We start from the raw sequence: 16,921 nt of genomic DNA on the forward strand, positions 1-16,921 counted from the left end.
TGAAAATCCAGCCTGGATGAAAAATGCGGGAAAAAGCTCAGTCTTTTTCCCGTCTTTTTTTGACCTTGTCATAATTATCTGTCACAAATAAGTTAGTATTACATACAAAAATGGAAGGCAGGAAAATGCAATACAGCCAGCTTGGTACAACAGATATCAAAGTGTCCCGTGTTTGTCTCGGCACCATGACCTGGGGGCAGCAAAATACGGAATCGGAAGCCTGGGAACAGCTGGATTATGCCTTTGGCCAGGGGGTGAACTTCATCGATACGGCGGAGCTTTATCCCGTGCCGCGGAAAGAGGAAACCCAGGGCCGGACCGAGGAATTTATCGGCAGCTGGCTGCGCGACCGCGGCGGGCGTGACAAAGTGGTTCTGGCCACCAAGGTCATGGGCCGTTCGGATGGATCCTGGTTTCGTCCTTTTACCGAGACTACCCGCCTGAACAGGGAGCAGATCACCTATGCGGTGGAACAAAGTCTGAAGCGCCTGGGCACAGATTATATAGATCTGTATCAGCTGCACTGGCCGGACCGGCCTCTCAATCTTTTCGCCGATTCCAGGGGATATAAGCATATTGATTCAGAGGATGAGATTTCGCTGGATGAGACGCTCGCGGTGCTTGACGACCTGGTCAAAGAAGGCAAAATCCGCCATGTGGGACTGTCCAATGAAACCCCTTGGGGGACCATGAAGGCCCTGCATTATGCAGAAACCAAAAATTTGCCCCGAGTCAATTCGGTGCAGAATGCCTATAACCTGCTCAACAGGCTGTATGAACAGGGCCTGGCGGAGGTCAGTATCCGGGAGAATGTTTCCTGCCTGCCCTATTCACCAATGGCGGGGGGAACATTGAGTGGCAAATATCTGGGGGGTGCGCTGCCGGACGGAAGCCGCCGCCAGCTGTTTACCGGCTTCACCGATCGCTATCAGAAAGACGCTGTGGATGATGCGGTGGCAGCCTACAAGACATTTGCCGAAGAGCAGGGGCTCAGCCTTGTTCAGCTCGCTCTGAAATTTGTCGATACCCGCTCTTTCGTTACCGCAAGTATCATCGGCGCCACGACGATGGCGCAACTCAAACAGAATATCGCGGCATTCGAGACCAGCTGGACAGAAGAACTGGAGCAGGGCGTGACCCGGATTTACGAAAAATATCCCGATCCCGCGCCTTGACGCGTTGTTGCGACTCCGAAACAATAAAGAAAGGGGGCCATATATGGCCCCCTTTTTGACTATGATATTGTAATTTATGGGAAGAGTTTCATGGCAGCTGCCCCTTCTTCTTCCTGTGGTACAGAATTCTCATATGGCATGTTGATTCGTGTAATGCCGGCATTGAACCGGGCGCGTCTCATAATGTTTAATCTATATATAAAACGGAATAAATCCTTGATATGGAACGATAACGTGACAATATTGTTCTATAAGATCTGGAGAAAACCTGATGACTAGAGAAGTCGCGACATTTGCTGCCGGATGTTTCTGGGGCGTAGAGCTTGAATTTGGCAAGCTTCCCGGGGTGATTACCACCCGGGTCGGATATACCGGCGGGCATCTGGATCATCCCACCTATGAAAAGGTCTGTGAGGATACGACAGGCCATGCAGAGGCGGTGGAACTTGAGTTCGATCCGGCGCAGATCAGTTTCCAGGACCTGGTGGAAAAGTTCTGGGGCATGCATGACCCTACCACCCGTCATCGCCAGGGCCCTGATGTGGGATCACAATACCGTTCGGCCATCTTCTATCATGACGAGACCCAGAAAATCCTTGCTGAGAGCGCCCTGAAGGAAGTCGATTCGTCCGGTCGCTGGGCGAATCCTGTGGTTACTGAAATTGTCCCTGCGGCCACATTCTGGCCGGCGGAGGAATATCACCAGAAATATCTGCAAAAGCGGGGAATAGACATATCCTGCCACTGAGTGGATCTGCCGCAGCTGTGATTTCTGCGGGTAATGGGGGCGGCCGGGGGCCGAAACAGAATTTAATTGCATTAGTCGGTTGAGTTTTTGTTAGAGACCTCTAAATTTATCCGCACCTCTTTGTTGATGATCCCGGCTGGAATCGGCCGGTTTTGAAAGTTGGTGTTGAAATATGGGGTTCCAGACAGGCAGTACAGCAAAGTCAGCCGAGCAGCGTGACCGGAGTAAACAGATTCTGTTTCAGGTGCTGTTTGGCCTCTTTGTCATCCTGTTTATCCTCGCCTTTCTCCTGTTAACCAGTTATATGCAGGAACAGAATGCGCGAAAGGAACTGCGTCAGGAAATCAGCGGACAACTGGCCGACAAGGCATTCTTCCTTGAACATCAACTGAACCGAGACCTCTATATGCTGGGTAGTCTGGTCTCGTTTGTTTCCGTTTATCCCGATTTTGAAAGCACGGCGCTTGACCGGTTTACCCGTCAGATTTTCAGACAGAAGTCTCATATCAGAAGTATCGGTATTTCGAAGGGGCTTGAAATCAAATATGTTTATCCGCAGCAGGACAACCAGACGGTTATAGGATTGAGTTATAACGATCTGCCGGGTCAGCTGGCTTCGGTCATAAAGGCCCGGGATACGGGCAGTATTGTGCTGGACGGCCCGAGAATGTCCTATCAGGGTAATATTGTTCTGTTTGTCAGAGGTCCCGTATACAGTGCGCAAAGCAGCGACGGTCAATTGGGGGACGGGTCGGATTTCAAAGGCGTTGTTTCCCTGTTGATTGACGTGGGAAAGCTCTTTGCCGGATCAACGGACCTGTCATCCGGTCATAAATTTCCGGATTTCGACTATGCGGTCAGGGCGCCGGACGGGACAGGCAGCGGCTTTTTCACGGTATATGGCGATGAAAAAATTTTCAACCGCACGGACCTCAGGTATGAGATGAACGTGCCGGGGGGGGTATGGGAACTCGCGGCGAAGGTACCCGAGCCGGTGATTTCGACCCGGCCCGGATACTGGATTGTTTGGGTCGGGGGACTGTTTCTGATCATTATTGTTGTGGTTTTCACCATAACCAGAATCCGGCAGATTGAAAACAGGTTTGAAATCCAGGAAAATTTGAGAAAGGCTTTGCTGCAGGCAGAGCAGGCCAGCCGCGCCAAGTCGGAGTTTCTGGCTAATATGTCCCATGAACTCCGGACGCCGCTCAATGCCATTATCGGATTTTCAGATATTCTCAAACAGAGCAGCAAGCTCGAGATCAGTCGGGAAAAGTTTGAGGAATACGCCCGGGACATCAATGAAAGCGGAAGCCATTTGCTGGAAATCATCAATGATATTCTCGACCTTTCGAAGGTGGAGGCCGGAAAGTTTGCGATTCATGAAGAAGTTGTCTGGGTGGAGGAAGTTGCTGAACGTTGTATTCGGCTTTTGGCGGAAAATACGGAAGCCAAGAAAATTCAGATTTCGAGCCAATTCCAGGAAGGGTTTCCGGGCCTCAGAGCGGATGATCGCCTGATGAAGCAGATTCTGATCAATCTGCTGACAAATTCCATCAAGTTCACACCCGAAAAGGGCCGTATTGATATTATTGGAACGTTCCAGGACGACGACGGGGTAATGCTGACAGTGGCGGACACCGGGATCGGTATGTCCGAACATGACATTGCCCGGGCGCTTGAGCCATTCGGACAGGTGGAATCCTACCTGACCCGACATCATCAGGGTACCGGTCTCGGCCTGCCGTTGGTACGGGCGTTTGTCGAGCTTCAGGGCGGGGTTATGTCGATTGACAGCACACCCGGTCAGGGAACCAGCGTACGTATGATATTCCCCCAGGACAGGGTTGTGTCGGATGCGGAATAAATATTAATCGAGTCGGGGAATACGCACGATGGCCGTGGTGCCGATGTGTTTTTCCGATCTCAGTTCAATGGTGCCTTCCAGAAGACAGGTGAATCTGCTGACCAGGGTAAGTCCCAGACCAGTTCCCTCTTTGGTCCGGCTATAGCTGTTGTCGACCTGCATGAAGGGTTCCATTACCTTTTTCAGTTCATCCGGTGTCATGCCCAGGCCGTTGTCCTTGACGGTAATTTCCAGCATATCATCGAGTATTTCCGCCCTGGCGCCGACCCGCCCCCCGGGCAGATTATATTTGATGGCGTTGTTCAGCAGATTGATGATAATCTGCCTGAGAATTCTCATATCAGTGCGAAACTCGATATTCTCGCTGCCAATATCCAGTTCAATATCTTCTTTTTCGGCTATGCTCCTGACGAAATCATGGCATTCCTCCATCATGCAACTCACATGGAAGTCGCCAACGGATAGCTCGATTTTGCCGGCTTCCACCTTGGCCAGGTCAAGAATATCGTTGATCAGGTCCAGCAGGTGCAGCCCGCTTGTGCGAATGGCCTGGATATAATTCTGCTGACGGCCCTCATCAACCGGGATATCGTGCAGGAGCATGAATTCGGCATAGCCGATGACGGCATTGAGCGGTGTCCTGAGCTCATGGGACATGGTGGAGAGGAATTCCGACTTGGCCTGGTTCGCCTCTTCTGCTTTGACAGCAAGCTTCTCTGAATGGTGATACAAATTGAGCAGTTCCTCTTCCACGCTTTTCCGTCTCTCGATTTCCAGTGCGATTTCATTCACGGCTGGCAGCCAGACATAGAGCCCGCAGGTAATGGCAATGATACCCGGCGCATACAGAAAATAGGGGAGCGCAGGGTCGGCGTGCCAGGGGGTGCCGGTGAGAAAGATGAACAGCTGCTGTCCGGGCGGAATCTTTTCCAGATACAGAACCAGGGCTGTCAGCGCATTCATTATGGTGCCGGCAATAAAGAAAAGATATCCCTTGCTCAGATCTCCGAGGGGCGAACGGCGAAGCAGGATGGCAACCGGAACTGATGCGACGGTTAGAAGAAGAACAAGATAGGGGTGCCAGAACTGCTGTAGCAAAAATATACCTCGAATATGACATCGAACCGGCCTGTCGTATGCCTAAGGTATAATTATAAAGTGCTAATGTAATGTTAAGTGGAAATAATCCGATGATTTTCCTGAAGGTGCTGGAATGGTCGGAGAGAGAGGATTCGAACCTCCGGCCCCTACGTCCCGAACGTAGTGCTCTACCAGGCTGAGCTACTCTCCGACTGCGGCATCTGATTTATACGTTAAACTCCTGCCGGTCAAGAGGAAGGATCAATTTTCTGCCAGTCCAGAATAACCTTTCCGGACTGACCCGATCTCATCATGTCAAAACCTGTCTGGAAGTCTTCCACGGGGAAGTGATGCGTGACGATCGGGCCGAGATCAAGACCGCTTTCCAGCATGGCGATCATCTTGTACCAGGTCTCGAACATTTTGCGGCCATAGATGCCATGAATTTCGAGTCCCTTGAAAATAACATGGTTCCAGTCGATGCCGGTTTCTGCCGGTAACAGGCCAAGAAGGGCAACTTTACCGCCATGATTCAGGGTTTCAAGCATGTTATTGAAAGCCTGGGGAACACCAGACATTTCCAGTCCCACATCAAAGCCTTCATGCATATGAAGTGCGGCCATAACCTGTTTCAGGTCCTGACGGGAGACATTGACCGTCCGGGTTGCGCCCATTTTTTTGGCCAGATCAAGTCGAAAATCGTTAACATCGGTGATCACCACATTTCGGGCGCCCACATGACGGGCAATGGCCACGGCCATGATTCCAATCGGCCCGGCGCCGGTGATCAGCACATCTTCGCCAACCAGGTCGAAACTGAGCGCCGTGTGGGTGGCATTGCCGAGAGGGTCGAGAATGGCGCCCATCTCATCGCTGATTTCATCCGGCAAGGGACATATATTGATCGCCGGGACGGAGATATACTCGGCGAAGGCACCCGGCCGGTTGACCCCGATGCCCAGCGTATTGCGGCACAGGTGCCTTTTGCCGGCCCGGCAATTGCGGCAATGACCACAGGTCACATGACCTTCGGCGGATACCCTCTGGCCGATGGACAGTCCCTGGACTTCCGAACCCAGTTCCACAATCTCGCCGGCGAATTCATGGCCCACCTGCATGCCGAGCGGAATGGTTTTCTGTGCCCATTCGTCCCAGTTGTAAATATGGATGTCTGTGCCGCAGATGGCCGTTTTCCGGACCCGGACCAGAACATCATTGTGACCGATCTCCGGTTCCGGAATGTCCTGCATCCAGATACCTTCTTCCGCGTTGCTTTTGACCAGGGCTTTCATGGTCGTACTCCTCTATAAAACACCAAGTTCCCGGCCGATACGGCTGAAGGCATCTACGGCGCGGTCTATTTGTTCTGTGCTGTGGGCGGCGGAAATCTGTGTACGGATCCGGGCTTTCCCCTCCGGCACGACCGGATAGGAAAAACCGATGACAAAAATGCCTTCTTCCAGCAGCCGATCGGCCATTTCGCCGGCAAGGCGTGCATCGCCCAGCATGACAGGCACGATGGGATGATTGGCGCCGGCGAGGGTAAAGCCTGCTTTTTCCATCTTTTCCCGGAAATAGGCGGCATTTGTGTGCACCTTCTCACGCAGGTCGGCGCTTTCCTCCAGAAGGTCTATGACCGTGCAGCTTGTTGCGGCGATGACCGGGGCCAGGGTGTTGGAGAACAGATAAGGCCGTGATCTTTGACGCAGCCAGTCAACAATAACCGCATTGGCGGCGGTATATCCGCCGGAGGCGCCGCCCATGGCCTTCCCCAGGGTGCCGGTCAGGATATCGACCCTGTCGGACAGACCCCAGTATTCCGGTGTGCCGGCGCCGCTCTTCCCCATGAAGCCCACGGCATGACTGTCGTCGACCATGACCATGGCGTCATATTTTTCCGCCAGGTCGCAGATTGCGGGCAGGTTGGCCAGGATACCGTCCATGGAAAAGACACCGTCCGTGGCAATCAGGCGGAAGCGGCGGTCCTGTGCTTTTTTAAGGCAATCTTCCAGAGCCTGCATATCGTTGTTGGCATAGCGGAACCGTTTCGCCTTGCACAGCCGGATACCGTCGATGATGCTGGCATGGTTGAGCGCGTCGGAAATAATGGCGTCCTCTTCGCCAAGAAGAGTCTCGAACAGGCCTGCATTGGCATCGAAACAACTCGGGTACAGGATGACATCTTCGGTGCCGAGGAATTTCGACAGCTTGCCTTCCAGTTCCTTATGCACATCCTGGGTGCCGCAGATGAAGCGGACCGAGGACATGCCGTATCCGTATTTGTCCAGGGCCGCTTTGGCGGCCTCGACAAGACGGTGATCATTGGAGAGGCCAAGATAGTTATTGGCACAGAAATTGATTAAATCCAATTCCCCTTTCCGGGCCACATGCACAATCGACTGCTGCGGGCTGGTAATGATACGTTCGGCCTTGTAAAGACCGGTGTCCTTGAGGGCGGCAATTTCGGCGGAAAGATGATCGATATAGTTTTGGGACATGGCAACAGCACCCTGGACGGTTGAATTTGAAAGCTGTAATTATACCATAATAGCGGAAAATACAATATATTAAAAATATAATATAATATATTGGATTAATCGAGATGTCAGCCGGCAAGTACCACCAGCATGGCCCGGGCTTTTCCTGTGCCGGTATTTTCAATGGCATGGGGAATATCCGCTTCATAGCGGGCTGTGTCGCCGGCCTCGATCTCCTGGTGATGGAGGCCGTTGCTGACCCGGAGGGAGCCTTCAAGGACCGTGATATGTTCCCGGGTCCCTGCCGAATGGGGCTCCGACTCGAGTATACCGCCCGGTTCCAGCCGCATATCATACCATTCCGTATGCGAAACAAGATCAATGGGGCCCAGAATTCTGAGGCTGCATTTGCCGTCCGCACTCTGGATTTCCGGGCACTGGTGGCTTTTCAGCACGGCAATTTCGTGCCGGGTGCCCTGGTCCTGACCCGCACTATCGAGAAGGTCGGCAAGGGCGATGTCCAGCGGCGCAGTCAGGCTCCACAAGGTGGCGACGGTCGGATTGGTCCGGCCCCGTTCGATCTGGGACAGCATGGATTTTGAAACGCCGGACGCTTTGGCAAGCTGTTCCAGCGTCATTTTGCGGGCGGCGCGCAATTCCTTGATCTTGCGGCCGACATCTGGTGGCGAATGTCTGGACATGGGGTGCTCCTGAATTGTTTCCACTATATTGAACAATGGAATGGCTGGGAAGAGGAATCTGTCCCTTTGTCGATGGCTGGATTATTTGTGGTGCATGAGCTCTTCGCTACGCTGGACAATTTCCCGGGTCATCTGCTGCATGAAGCTGATCTTGTCCAGTCCGCGAGGCAACGGCGGGTGGAACTCGGCGACTATTGTGCCGGGGATTTTTCTGAAATTCCGCTTCATCCAGTGCTGACCCGAATTGCTGGCCAGGGTAATCACCGGAATGTCCCGTCCTTCCTGAATATGAAAGGCGCCGCTCTTCAGCCTCCGGCGTTCGCCGATCAGGGTGCGGGTGCCCTCCGGATAGACCAGCAGCGGCAGTTTCCCGTCATGGATAATTTTCGCCACTTGTGGCGTGACCTTGTGGGCCGTGCCGGACTGGCGATCAATGGAAATGACCCCCAGTTTTTTCAGAACATGACCCAGGCCCGGCACCATGAACAGTTCTTTTTTGCCAAGGGCTGTCAGGGTTGGCGCCTGGCTGAAGGCAATGAAGGCATCAATATTGCTCATATGTTTGGCGCACAGGATGAATCCCTTGTCTTTGGGGATATTTTCCTGGCCCCGGATTTCGATTTTGATATTCACCAGATGCTCCAGCATCCAGAACACGACACCGCCCCACCACAGGATCACCCGACGTATGGGACGGTCGGTCCGGCACAGCATCAAGGGCACGAGAATGAAAAGAATTAGCAGGGGGGTTCCCACCCAGAAGAAGGTGTTGAAGAGGATCGAACGTAAATACAGCATTTCCCGGACACGCCACTTTAATATTGTTGCCGCAGTGTAGTCTTTTTTTCTGCCGAATGCAAAAAACGCCGTTTCCGGCTCCTGTTATTGCCGGCTTGCATTATTTGCAGTGACTGCATTTTTTTGGTCCTGCCAGGACAGGTAATAAAACCTGCCGCCGGCCAGCATGGCAGCCAGAATACTGACCAGAATAATCGCTATGAAGAGTCCCTCTGCACCCTGCCCGAAGGGAAAGGCCAGATACCAGCAAAGCGGGATCATGACCACATTGTAGCAGAAAATATATATGAGTGTGGGGATCCAGATGTCCTGTCTTCCTCTCAGGGCATTGCCCATGACGGCCTGTGCCGTATCCAGCAGGAGCATCAGCCCGGCCAGGGCAATAAGCGGCGTTGCCAGGCTGATCAGCAGCGCATCCGAGGAAAACCAGCGGGCCAGGGTTTCGGCATGAAACCACATCAGTATGGAGAGCGGCAGCATGATGGTAACATTGAGAAGCAGGCCGCAGCTTCCGGCAAGCACGAGATCCCGAAAGTCTTTCCGGCCGAGTGCAATGCCTACCCGTACCGCGGTGGCGCCGCCGATCCCGATCCCGATCATAAAGGGCAGGCCGAACAGCTTGATGGTGATGGAGGTTGCGGCCAGGGTGGCCGCACCAAGCCAGCCGGCAAAGACCATCAGGGCGGCAAAGCCCATATGTTCGGCGCCGTTGGTAATGCCGACGGCGTAACCGACCTGGCGTTGCCGCGCCCAGCTTTTCCAGCTGAGATCCGCCTTGTCCCGGATGCCGAAATATGCCGATTCCTTCATGTAGATGATGTAGCCGACAAGGGCAACGCAGAGAAACAGCCGAACCATGGTTGTCGCCCAGGCCGAGCCGACGGCGCCCATGGGGTCGAAGCCGAGATGGCCGAAAACCAGTACCCAGTTCAGGAAGACATTCACCAGGTTGGCGGCAATCATGATGATCAGGCTCGGTAGGGGGCGGCTGATGCTTTCGAGAAAAAAGGTGCTGGCCAGCATCATGGTCAGGAAAGGCATGCCGAGACCCAGCACGAAAATAACTTCCCCGCCACCCCGGGAAATATCCGGCGTCTGTCCCAGCAGAAGCAGTATTTCCTCGCCATACAGGCAGACCAGAAGACTCAGGATGCCCATGCCTGCCGCATGGATCATGCCTCTTTTCCAGATCAGGCCGCTTTCCCGGGGCCTGTCCGCCCCGCAGGCGTTGGAGCTCAGGATCATGACCCCGGACAGCAGGCCGAGGGCAAGAACAATCATGGTGGTTACGGGGATGTCGCCGGCGCTCTGATAGGCAAGTTCCGTCGCATTGACATGACCGACCATCATGGTATCCACCACTCCCATGGTCATGATGCCGATGCGTTGCAGGACGATGGGAAAAGACAGGCGCGTGAGTTCGCTGAGCTGACGGCCCAGCCGCTGTCGCAACCAGTTTTTTTCTTCTGTTTTTGTTATATCCTGCATTGCCGGTTTCCCCAAAAAAGGGGACCACTCTTACGCCGCTTTCCGGTATCTGTCATTAAAAAAATATGCTGTTACAGTATTTTCATCTGACAATTTTCAAGGCGAAAAAGTGCCGTCAGTTTTTCGTTAACCTTTTAGGTCGATAATTGTCAGACAAAATATGGACATGCAGGGATGCAAAAAGCATCCGGCCAATAGTATCAGAAGGATATTGTTATGTCAGATTTCTCCTTAACCGGATTGTTCTCCCCTTTTTCCGGTGCCGATGTGGCTTCCGGTTACAGAAATTTTTACAGTCATCGCCGCCATTCGCAGACAGTAAGTCGCCCTGACCGGGAAGTTGACAAGCTGCCGGTGGAAAGACGGTCTTTCGAAATCAATCTCAGCAAGGTGGGGCGCCATCATCTCCGGTCTGACGTCAGCGCTGACAAGGCGGAAAACGACGGTGAGAAGATCAGGGAGCGTGATTTTCATCCCTTCCGCAACCGTCGACGCCGGTCTGGCCTGGCTTTCTTTGAAAACTTTATGCAAAAAATGCTCAAGGTTTTTGCCATCAAGATTCTGGGGGATTTCCTGACCGCCCTGAAGGGCGGGGCGAGTTTGGATCAACTGGCGCTTGACGAAAGCAAGGCCGACATCGCTGAAGCGACGGAAAATGAAGAGTCTGTGGTGACGAAGCAAGAGACGGAAGCAGGGGAAGGGACAAAGAATACTCCTTCCCTGGTATCGCTCTCCATTTCCGTGGGGTTTCAGATCGATATTACCATCGGACAACAATCCGTGGACGGTAACCTGCTGTCCTCCCAGACCATTGACGCGAAAAACCCTGTTGTTGTTGAGCAGGGAACAGCTGCCGATTTGCTGGCCTGATTGTAAACAAAAAAAGCCCGGCTGTGTGGGCCGGGCAGTCAGGTTCTCAGGCAATTGTGACATCCGGAGGGAGTCACGGGTGGTAAATTCTTTCAGGCAGGGCGGATAGAGTCCCGGCGAATAGTCTCAGGCAAAAACCGTTGTTGACCGGCGCTGGCGCCGCAGGCGACGGCCATGTCTCTTGTTCAGGGGCAGGTTTTTCAGAAGGGGGTTGCCGCTTTTGCTGTTCTTGATCAGGGTCCAGATTTCCATTTTCACTCTCCGTTTTGCGATACGATGTTAAATTTTATATTCGTATTTGCAGGAAGCGTGCCAGTTTTTCTTGAAGTTTATAATGTGCTGAAAAATAAAGGAAAAATGGAAGATCCTGGAATTGTGGTGCTGCCGGAAACCAGAAAAGTTAGTGAATTTCAAAATATAACATTGTGAAATTCACTAACTGTTAGCTAAAATTGTCCTGTGGAATGTTGTCCTGCATCAGCCGCCGAAGAAACTGACGCGGATTCCGTCAAACATATATTGCGTGGCCAGGGCGGCCAGGATCACACCGAGAATCCGTGTGAAGGCGTTGGCGGCGGTATGTCCCACCACTTCCATGATTTTTGTCGACAGCAACAGGATGATGGTTGTGGAGGCGATCACGGTCAGCAGGGCGGTGAGGATAAGTCCCTTTGAGGTCCAGTCTTCGCCCGCCTGTCCCATTAACAGCATAATGGTGGCGATGGCGCCCGGTCCCGACATGAAAGGAATGGCGATCGGAAAGACCGAGATATCTTCTGGTTCGTCCTGCAGGGTATCGTAAAAGTCATCATGTTCCGCTTTTTTCTCACGCCGTTCGGTGCGTTTTTCAAATACCATTTCCATGGCGATCAGAAACAGGAGAAAACCGCCGGCGGTGCGGAAGGCGGCCATGCTGATTCCGAGCAGGCCGAGGAAGCCTTTGCCGACAAAAGCGAAAAACACCAGGATGATCGTTGCCACCAGTGTGGCCCGGAAGACCATTTTCCGTTTATAGGCGGCGTCCTGCCCGGATGTCATCACGGCAAAAATAGGGGCGATTCCCGGCGGATCAATGACCACAAACAGGGTCACAAAACTCGTGATAAACAATTCATACATTTATGGATCCCCTCAGATCTCTGTTGATTCAGCTTTTTTATCTAATGATATTTTCTCATATTTGCCGGGCGGAAATTGCTCTCTGACCATGGCTTGAAAGCTGCGGCTGACGGGAATGACCAGACCGTTGCTCATGACCAGGGAGAGTTTGCGACCGTCCCGTTCCAGATTTTTGACCGACCGGTTGGCCACCCACCATGAGCGATGGACCTGAAGTCCGTCATAATCTTCCAGCTCGCTTATGGCATCTTTCATACGATGCAGCAACATATGCTCCCCCTTTTCTGTATAGACGCGCAGGTAATGGTCTTCCATACCAATACAAATCAAATCACGCCCCAGCGCCGGCGGCAATCGATCCAGAAACAGGCGGCCAGGTTCCGGTAATTCGGCCGAATGAGGGGTTTTGGCTCTTTCCAGTACTTTTTTTGTCCGCCGGGTAAATTCGTTACGGACCTGGCTGGCGGCGGTAACTGTCAGGCCGATAACAAGGACCAAGGGATAAAGGTTTAAAAAATCGTCCGGATTATTCGGAGCATCATCATGAAAAATAATAATATTGGCCAGTTGGACCACAAAGGTCATGGGAATGGCGGCGAAGGGCGACATAAAAACATATCCCAGCAGGATCGGGATGTTTTTTGCCCCGGCGATGACGCCGGCGATAATCATAAAGGGAAGGTAAACCGCATATCCTGCCAGGCAAGTGCAAAGCCAGAAGGTGAGGCTTGTCGTCAGATCCTTCTCATAGGTGCCGAAGGGTCCCAGAATGCCAAGCAGTATGCCAGCGCTGGCGATAATCCCGATATCTTTCAGGTCTGGACGATGTTCCCGAAGGCTACCCTGCCAGTGTCCTTTATGCATCAATGCTGTCCCGTTTGCGCATCGCCAGTTGGATACCCTTTGTTTCCGGGTCGATTCACGAAACAACCTGCCTGTTTCACGTATCCCCCTTTGTTGTCCCTAGAGGCTCGAGATATGCATGTCTCAGAGCCAAGATACTGAATTGTGAACGGAAACAAAATGAAAAATATCATGACATTAATGTGCGCGACCGCGTTTTTGGTGGGCGCTGTGACCTCAGTGGCAAGTTCAGCTGAACTTCGGGTCGAGGTCGAGGGGCTTAAGGAAAGCAAAGGCCGGCTTTATGCCCAGCTCTTTCAGGGTGCTGATAATTATGCCGTGGGCAATCCCTATGCGGGGACCATGACGGAAGTCACCGGGAATGATTTGGGTTTTTCTTTTTCCGGTCTCAAGCCCGGCGCCTATGCGGTTCGTCTTTATCTGGATGAAAACGGTAACGGCAAAATGGACAACAATCTGTTCGGTATTCCGACGGAAAAATTCGGCTTTTCCAATAAAGCCATGGCCAATTACGGCCCGCCGTCTTTTGAGGATATGAAAGTGACAGTGGGGCCAGACGACATTCTGGTGAAAACTATAGTAATTCTGCAATAGGAGTAATGATGATGGATAGACGACTTTTTCTCCAGCAAGCCGGCATTCTTGGACTGACCGCCGCCCTTCCCCAGCCGCTCTGGGCTCTTGTGGAGGACAATCTTTCGGTGCAGCAGGCTTTTCACAAATCACTGCAGAAAAACCCCTGGCTGCTTGGCCACGCAAATGTGGAACAGGAACGAGATGTCCATGAGTTGAAGCTGGAAGGAAAAATCCCGGAGGGTTTCGAGGGAACTTTTTATCGCAACGGACCTGCGCTGCAGGAGCGCGGGGGAATCCGCTATGCTCACCTCTTTGAAGGGGATGGTATGATCCGGGCATTTCGGTTTGGGGGCGGAAAAGTTTCCTACCGGGACCGGTTTGTGAAAACCCCTAAATTTATCCAGGAAGAAAAAGCCGGGCGGTTTCTCTATGACGGGTCGGGCACGGATATTCCGGACAGTCTGGGGGTTGGAAGTCCCGATGCGACCAATGTGGCCAATACCAGCATTCTGCCGGTGGGCAATGATATCTGGGCCTTGTGGGAAGGCGGGTCCGCGACCCGGTTGGCCGCGGATAGCCTGGATACAAAGGGATTTGTCGCGTTGGGTGAGGGATTACAAGGTATGCCCTTTTCCGCCCATCCGAAAGTTGATCCCAATGGCGATATCTGGAATGTGGGGCTGGATAACAATCGCGGCCGGGCGGTGATCTATCATTTGTCGTCCGCGGGTCAACTAAAAAAAGTCGCCGTAGTGCCGACGGGATATCATTCGATGCTGCATGATTTCCTGGTCACGGAGAAGCACGTTCTGTTGATTTTGCCCTCTCTGGATATGGGGGGCAAGGGTTTCGGATTTTTTGGCAGGATGAATTTCCGGGCTGACCAGCCGGTACGCCTGATGGTGCTGGACAAGAACGATTTGACGGTAAAGCGCCAGCATGACCTGCCGCCGGGCTTCATGTTTCATTTTGGTAATGCCTGGGAAGAAAAGGACGGTACCATCCATTTTGATTGCTGCCGTTACGAAAATCTGGATGTGATGACCGAACTCGCCGAACTGATGCGGGGCGAGATCAGGGACCCGCAGTTGCAGTCGGAGGCTGTATTTTACCAGATATCTCCGACCGGCAAGGTGACGGAAACCCGCACCCCGGGCCAGGCTGAATTCCCGCGCCTCTATCCACGACTGACGGGTCTGAAGAACAAGTCAATTTATCATGCCGGATCCGCCAATACCCCGCACTGGATGAATACAATTCGCCGCCTGGAACCCGAAAGTGGCAAAACAGAGAGCTATTCTTACGGAGACGGATTCCTTGTGGAAGAACATATTGTGGTGGAAGGACGTGACAGGAACACACAGGCTGGTGGCTGGCTTGTCGGTACCGCGCTACATTGGCCCACAAAAAGAAGCTGCGTCAGTATTTTTGAAGCGGAGAACTTGTCTGCTGGCCCGGTGGCCCGGGCCTGGCTCGACTTCCCCATCAGCCTGGGGTTCCATGGCAATTTTGCCCGCGCTTGATGGCGCCTGAGGAGGGGAGAACCGGATTAAACTTCCGGCTCTTCGATCCCTGCCTGGCGACAGGCGGCAGTCACGGTATTTTTCAGAAGGCAGGCAATCGTCATGGGGCCAACACCCCCCGGCACCGGCGTGATGGCGCCCGCACGTTCGGCGGCGGCCGCAAATTCCACATCGCCGACAATGCGGCTTTTGCCATCCTCTTTCGGGACCCTGTTGATGCCCACGTCGATGACAGTGGCGCCCGGTTTGATCCAGTCGCCCTTGATGATTTCCGGACGCCCCACTGCGGCCACCACAATATCGGCGCGGCCGACGACTTCCGGCAGGTTTTTTGTGCGGCTATGGGCGATGGTCACGGTACAGCTTTCATTGAGGAGAAGCTGGGCCATGGGCTTGCCGACAATATTGGACCGGCCCACCACCACCGCATCAAGTCCGCTCATGTCACCAAGCCGGTCTTGCAGCATCAAAAGGCAGCCAAGCGGCGTACAGGGCACGATGGCATCGCCACCGGTGGCCAACAGGCCGGAATTGATGACGTGGAAGCCGTCCACATCCTTGGCCGGACTGATGGCGTCAATCACGGCGCTTTCGTTGATATGTTTCGGCAGCGGCAGCTGGACCAGAATGCCGTTGACGGCGGGATCATTGTTCAGCTTGTCCACCAGGGCCAGGAGATCCTTTTCCGAGGTATTCTCGGGCAAAACATGCTCAAAGCTGTTCATGCCGGCTTCCAGCGTGGACTTGTTTTTGTTACGCACATAAATCTGGCTGGCGGGGTCTTCGCCAACAATAACCACGGCCAGGCCCGGTGTGATATTGTGTTTGTCCTTGAGGATGGCCACCTGCCCGGTGATATTTTCTCTTAATCTCGCCGCGAAGGCCTTGCCGTCGATAATGTCTGCAGTCACTGGGATCGGTCCTTTATCCATCTGGTTATCAGATTACAGAGTTCGTCGGGGTCGCCCGAAATTTCAATCTGTTTATTGCGGTTTGTGGCCCCGGATGCAACCGAAAACTGCCCGGCTGGAATCCTCAATTCCCTGGCCAGCATTTTTATCAGCGCTTTGTTGGCCTTGCCCTTTTCCGGCACGGTAGTGACTTTTGCCCGCAGCACAGGTCGTCCGTCCGCACCTGTTTCCATCTGTCCGATCTCGTTTCTGGAGGCGCCGGGGCTGAGCCTGACGGCAAAATGGACCGAGGCCGGGCCTTTCCGGAGCATGGAGATCACATCATCAGGGGCATAAGGATGTCCCGCAAGATGAAAACCTTCAGGACCTGAAGCAGGATGATCAGGATAATCGGTGAAATATCCACGCCACCCAGGTCTGGCATCAACCTGCGTATGGGACGGAGCGCCGGTTCGGTAATCTGGTGCAGCATGTAGGAAACATTATAGACAAACTGGTTATGGGTATTGATAACGCCGAAAGCCACCAGCCAGCTAATGACAGCGCTGATAATGATGGCCCAGATATAAAGGGTGAAAACAGTATCAACCAGAAAATACAATGCGCTCATATCAAGTCCCGTCAGCCGATCAAAAACAACAGTTCGTTAATAAATAGGAGCGTTCCTTTGCCCATGCAACCATTTGTTGGGAAAACATACGTTTTTCAAGGGGTTGTTACTAGG

The 16,921-nt window shown here is 53.1% G+C and carries 18 protein-coding genes and 1 tRNA gene; 7 read left to right on the top strand and 12 right to left on the bottom strand.

The annotated features are described in order from the left end of the window. Positions 1-125 precede the first annotated feature (125 nt). From ACN0YD_RS00405 to ACN0YD_RS00415, 3 genes are all read left to right on the top strand, one after another. The gene (locus tag ACN0YD_RS00405; protein ID WP_417316659.1) at positions 126-1,175 is read left to right on the top strand and encodes an aldo/keto reductase; all 1,050 of its coding nucleotides are present in this window, start codon (positions 126-128) and stop codon (positions 1,173-1,175) included. 271 nt (positions 1,176-1,446) lie between these two features. Next, a complete protein-coding gene (gene msrA, locus ACN0YD_RS00410; RefSeq protein ID WP_417316660.1) occupies positions 1,447-1,923 on the top strand; it encodes a peptide-methionine (S)-S-oxide reductase MsrA in 477 nt (158 codons plus the stop codon). A gap of 172 nt (positions 1,924-2,095) precedes the next feature. Further along, on the top strand, positions 2,096-3,790 hold the full coding sequence (locus tag ACN0YD_RS00415; protein ID WP_417316661.1) for an ATP-binding protein: 1,695 nt from the start codon (positions 2,096-2,098) through the stop codon (positions 3,788-3,790). 3 nt (positions 3,791-3,793) lie between these two features. Here ACN0YD_RS00415 and ACN0YD_RS00420 read toward each other — a convergent pair whose 3' ends face one another. The 7 genes from ACN0YD_RS00420 to ACN0YD_RS00450 form a co-directional block, all read right to left on the bottom strand. Beyond that, a complete protein-coding gene (locus ACN0YD_RS00420; protein WP_417316662.1) occupies positions 3,794-4,888 on the bottom strand; it encodes a sensor histidine kinase in 1,095 nt (364 codons plus the stop codon). A 116-nt stretch (positions 4,889-5,004) separates the two neighbouring features. After that, positions 5,005-5,081: transfer RNA gene (locus ACN0YD_RS00425), tRNA-Pro, on the bottom strand. A gap of 37 nt (positions 5,082-5,118) precedes the next feature. Continuing rightward, positions 5,119-6,162 (bottom strand): L-threonine 3-dehydrogenase, encoded by a 1,044-nt coding sequence (gene tdh, locus ACN0YD_RS00430; RefSeq protein WP_417316663.1) that lies wholly within the window; start codon positions 6,160-6,162, stop codon positions 5,119-5,121. Between the two features lie 12 nt (positions 6,163-6,174). After that, positions 6,175-7,368, bottom strand: a complete 1,194-nt coding sequence (locus ACN0YD_RS00435) for a glycine C-acetyltransferase (protein WP_417316664.1) — start codon at positions 7,366-7,368, stop codon at positions 6,175-6,177. A 107-nt stretch (positions 7,369-7,475) separates the two neighbouring features. Next, positions 7,476-8,048: a helix-turn-helix domain-containing protein gene (locus ACN0YD_RS00440; RefSeq protein WP_417316665.1), complete on the bottom strand. Its 573-nt coding sequence runs from the start codon at positions 8,046-8,048 to the stop codon at positions 7,476-7,478. Positions 8,049-8,129: 81 nt separating this feature from the next. Continuing rightward, positions 8,130-8,846: a lysophospholipid acyltransferase family protein gene (locus ACN0YD_RS00445; RefSeq protein ID WP_417316666.1), complete on the bottom strand. Its 717-nt coding sequence runs from the start codon at positions 8,844-8,846 to the stop codon at positions 8,130-8,132. Positions 8,847-8,930: 84 nt separating this feature from the next. Continuing rightward, positions 8,931-10,334: an MATE family efflux transporter gene (locus tag ACN0YD_RS00450; protein ID WP_417316667.1), complete on the bottom strand. Its 1,404-nt coding sequence runs from the start codon at positions 10,332-10,334 to the stop codon at positions 8,931-8,933. A 216-nt stretch (positions 10,335-10,550) separates the two neighbouring features. On the opposite strand from ACN0YD_RS00450, the gene ACN0YD_RS00455 reads away from it, so the two are divergent. Next, positions 10,551-11,204, top strand: a complete 654-nt coding sequence (locus ACN0YD_RS00455) for a hypothetical protein (RefSeq protein ID WP_417316668.1) — start codon at positions 10,551-10,553, stop codon at positions 11,202-11,204. 174 nt (positions 11,205-11,378) lie between these two features. Continuing rightward, complete coding sequence (locus ACN0YD_RS00460) at positions 11,379-11,633, top strand: hypothetical protein (protein WP_417316669.1); 255 nt, start codon at positions 11,379-11,381, stop codon at positions 11,631-11,633. A 48-nt stretch (positions 11,634-11,681) separates the two neighbouring features. Here ACN0YD_RS00460 and ACN0YD_RS00465 read toward each other — a convergent pair whose 3' ends face one another. Together ACN0YD_RS00465 and ACN0YD_RS00470 are read right to left on the bottom strand one after the other, a co-directional pair. Then, positions 11,682-12,323, bottom strand: a complete 642-nt coding sequence (locus ACN0YD_RS00465) for a MarC family protein (protein WP_417316670.1) — start codon at positions 12,321-12,323, stop codon at positions 11,682-11,684. 12 nt (positions 12,324-12,335) lie between these two features. Next, positions 12,336-13,187: a LytTR family DNA-binding domain-containing protein gene (locus ACN0YD_RS00470; protein ID WP_417316671.1), complete on the bottom strand. Its 852-nt coding sequence runs from the start codon at positions 13,185-13,187 to the stop codon at positions 12,336-12,338. Positions 13,188-13,346: 159 nt separating this feature from the next. Between ACN0YD_RS00470 and ACN0YD_RS00475 the strand changes: the two genes are divergently transcribed. Continuing rightward, entirely contained in the window at positions 13,347-13,781 is a 435-nt protein-coding gene (locus ACN0YD_RS00475; protein ID WP_417316672.1) for a DUF2141 domain-containing protein, read from the top strand. A gap of 11 nt (positions 13,782-13,792) precedes the next feature. Continuing rightward, complete coding sequence (locus tag ACN0YD_RS00480; protein WP_417316673.1) at positions 13,793-15,286, top strand: carotenoid oxygenase family protein; 1,494 nt, start codon at positions 13,793-13,795, stop codon at positions 15,284-15,286. A gap of 26 nt (positions 15,287-15,312) precedes the next feature. On the opposite strand, the gene folD is transcribed toward ACN0YD_RS00480, so the two are convergent. Genes folD through ACN0YD_RS00495 form a run of 3 tightly spaced genes read right to left on the bottom strand, consistent with a single transcriptional unit; the run spans position 15,313 to position 16,807 of the window. Further along, a complete protein-coding gene (folD, locus tag ACN0YD_RS00485) occupies positions 15,313-16,197 on the bottom strand; it encodes a bifunctional methylenetetrahydrofolate dehydrogenase/methenyltetrahydrofolate cyclohydrolase FolD (RefSeq protein WP_417316674.1) in 885 nt (294 codons plus the stop codon). Beyond that, positions 16,194-16,508 (bottom strand): DUF167 family protein, encoded by a 315-nt coding sequence (locus tag ACN0YD_RS00490; RefSeq protein WP_417316675.1) that lies wholly within the window; start codon positions 16,506-16,508, stop codon positions 16,194-16,196. Before ACN0YD_RS00490 ends, folD begins: the two co-directional genes overlap by 4 nt. A 5-nt stretch (positions 16,509-16,513) precedes the next feature. Next, positions 16,514-16,807 carry a YggT family protein gene (locus ACN0YD_RS00495; protein WP_417316676.1) on the bottom strand — a complete coding sequence of 98 codons (294 nt, stop codon included), beginning with the start codon at positions 16,805-16,807 and terminating at the stop codon, positions 16,514-16,516. Positions 16,808-16,921 lie beyond the last annotated feature (114 nt).

Source organism: Emcibacter sp., assembly GCF_048269205.1.
GTDB lineage: Bacteria > Pseudomonadota > Alphaproteobacteria > Sphingomonadales > Emcibacteraceae > Emcibacter.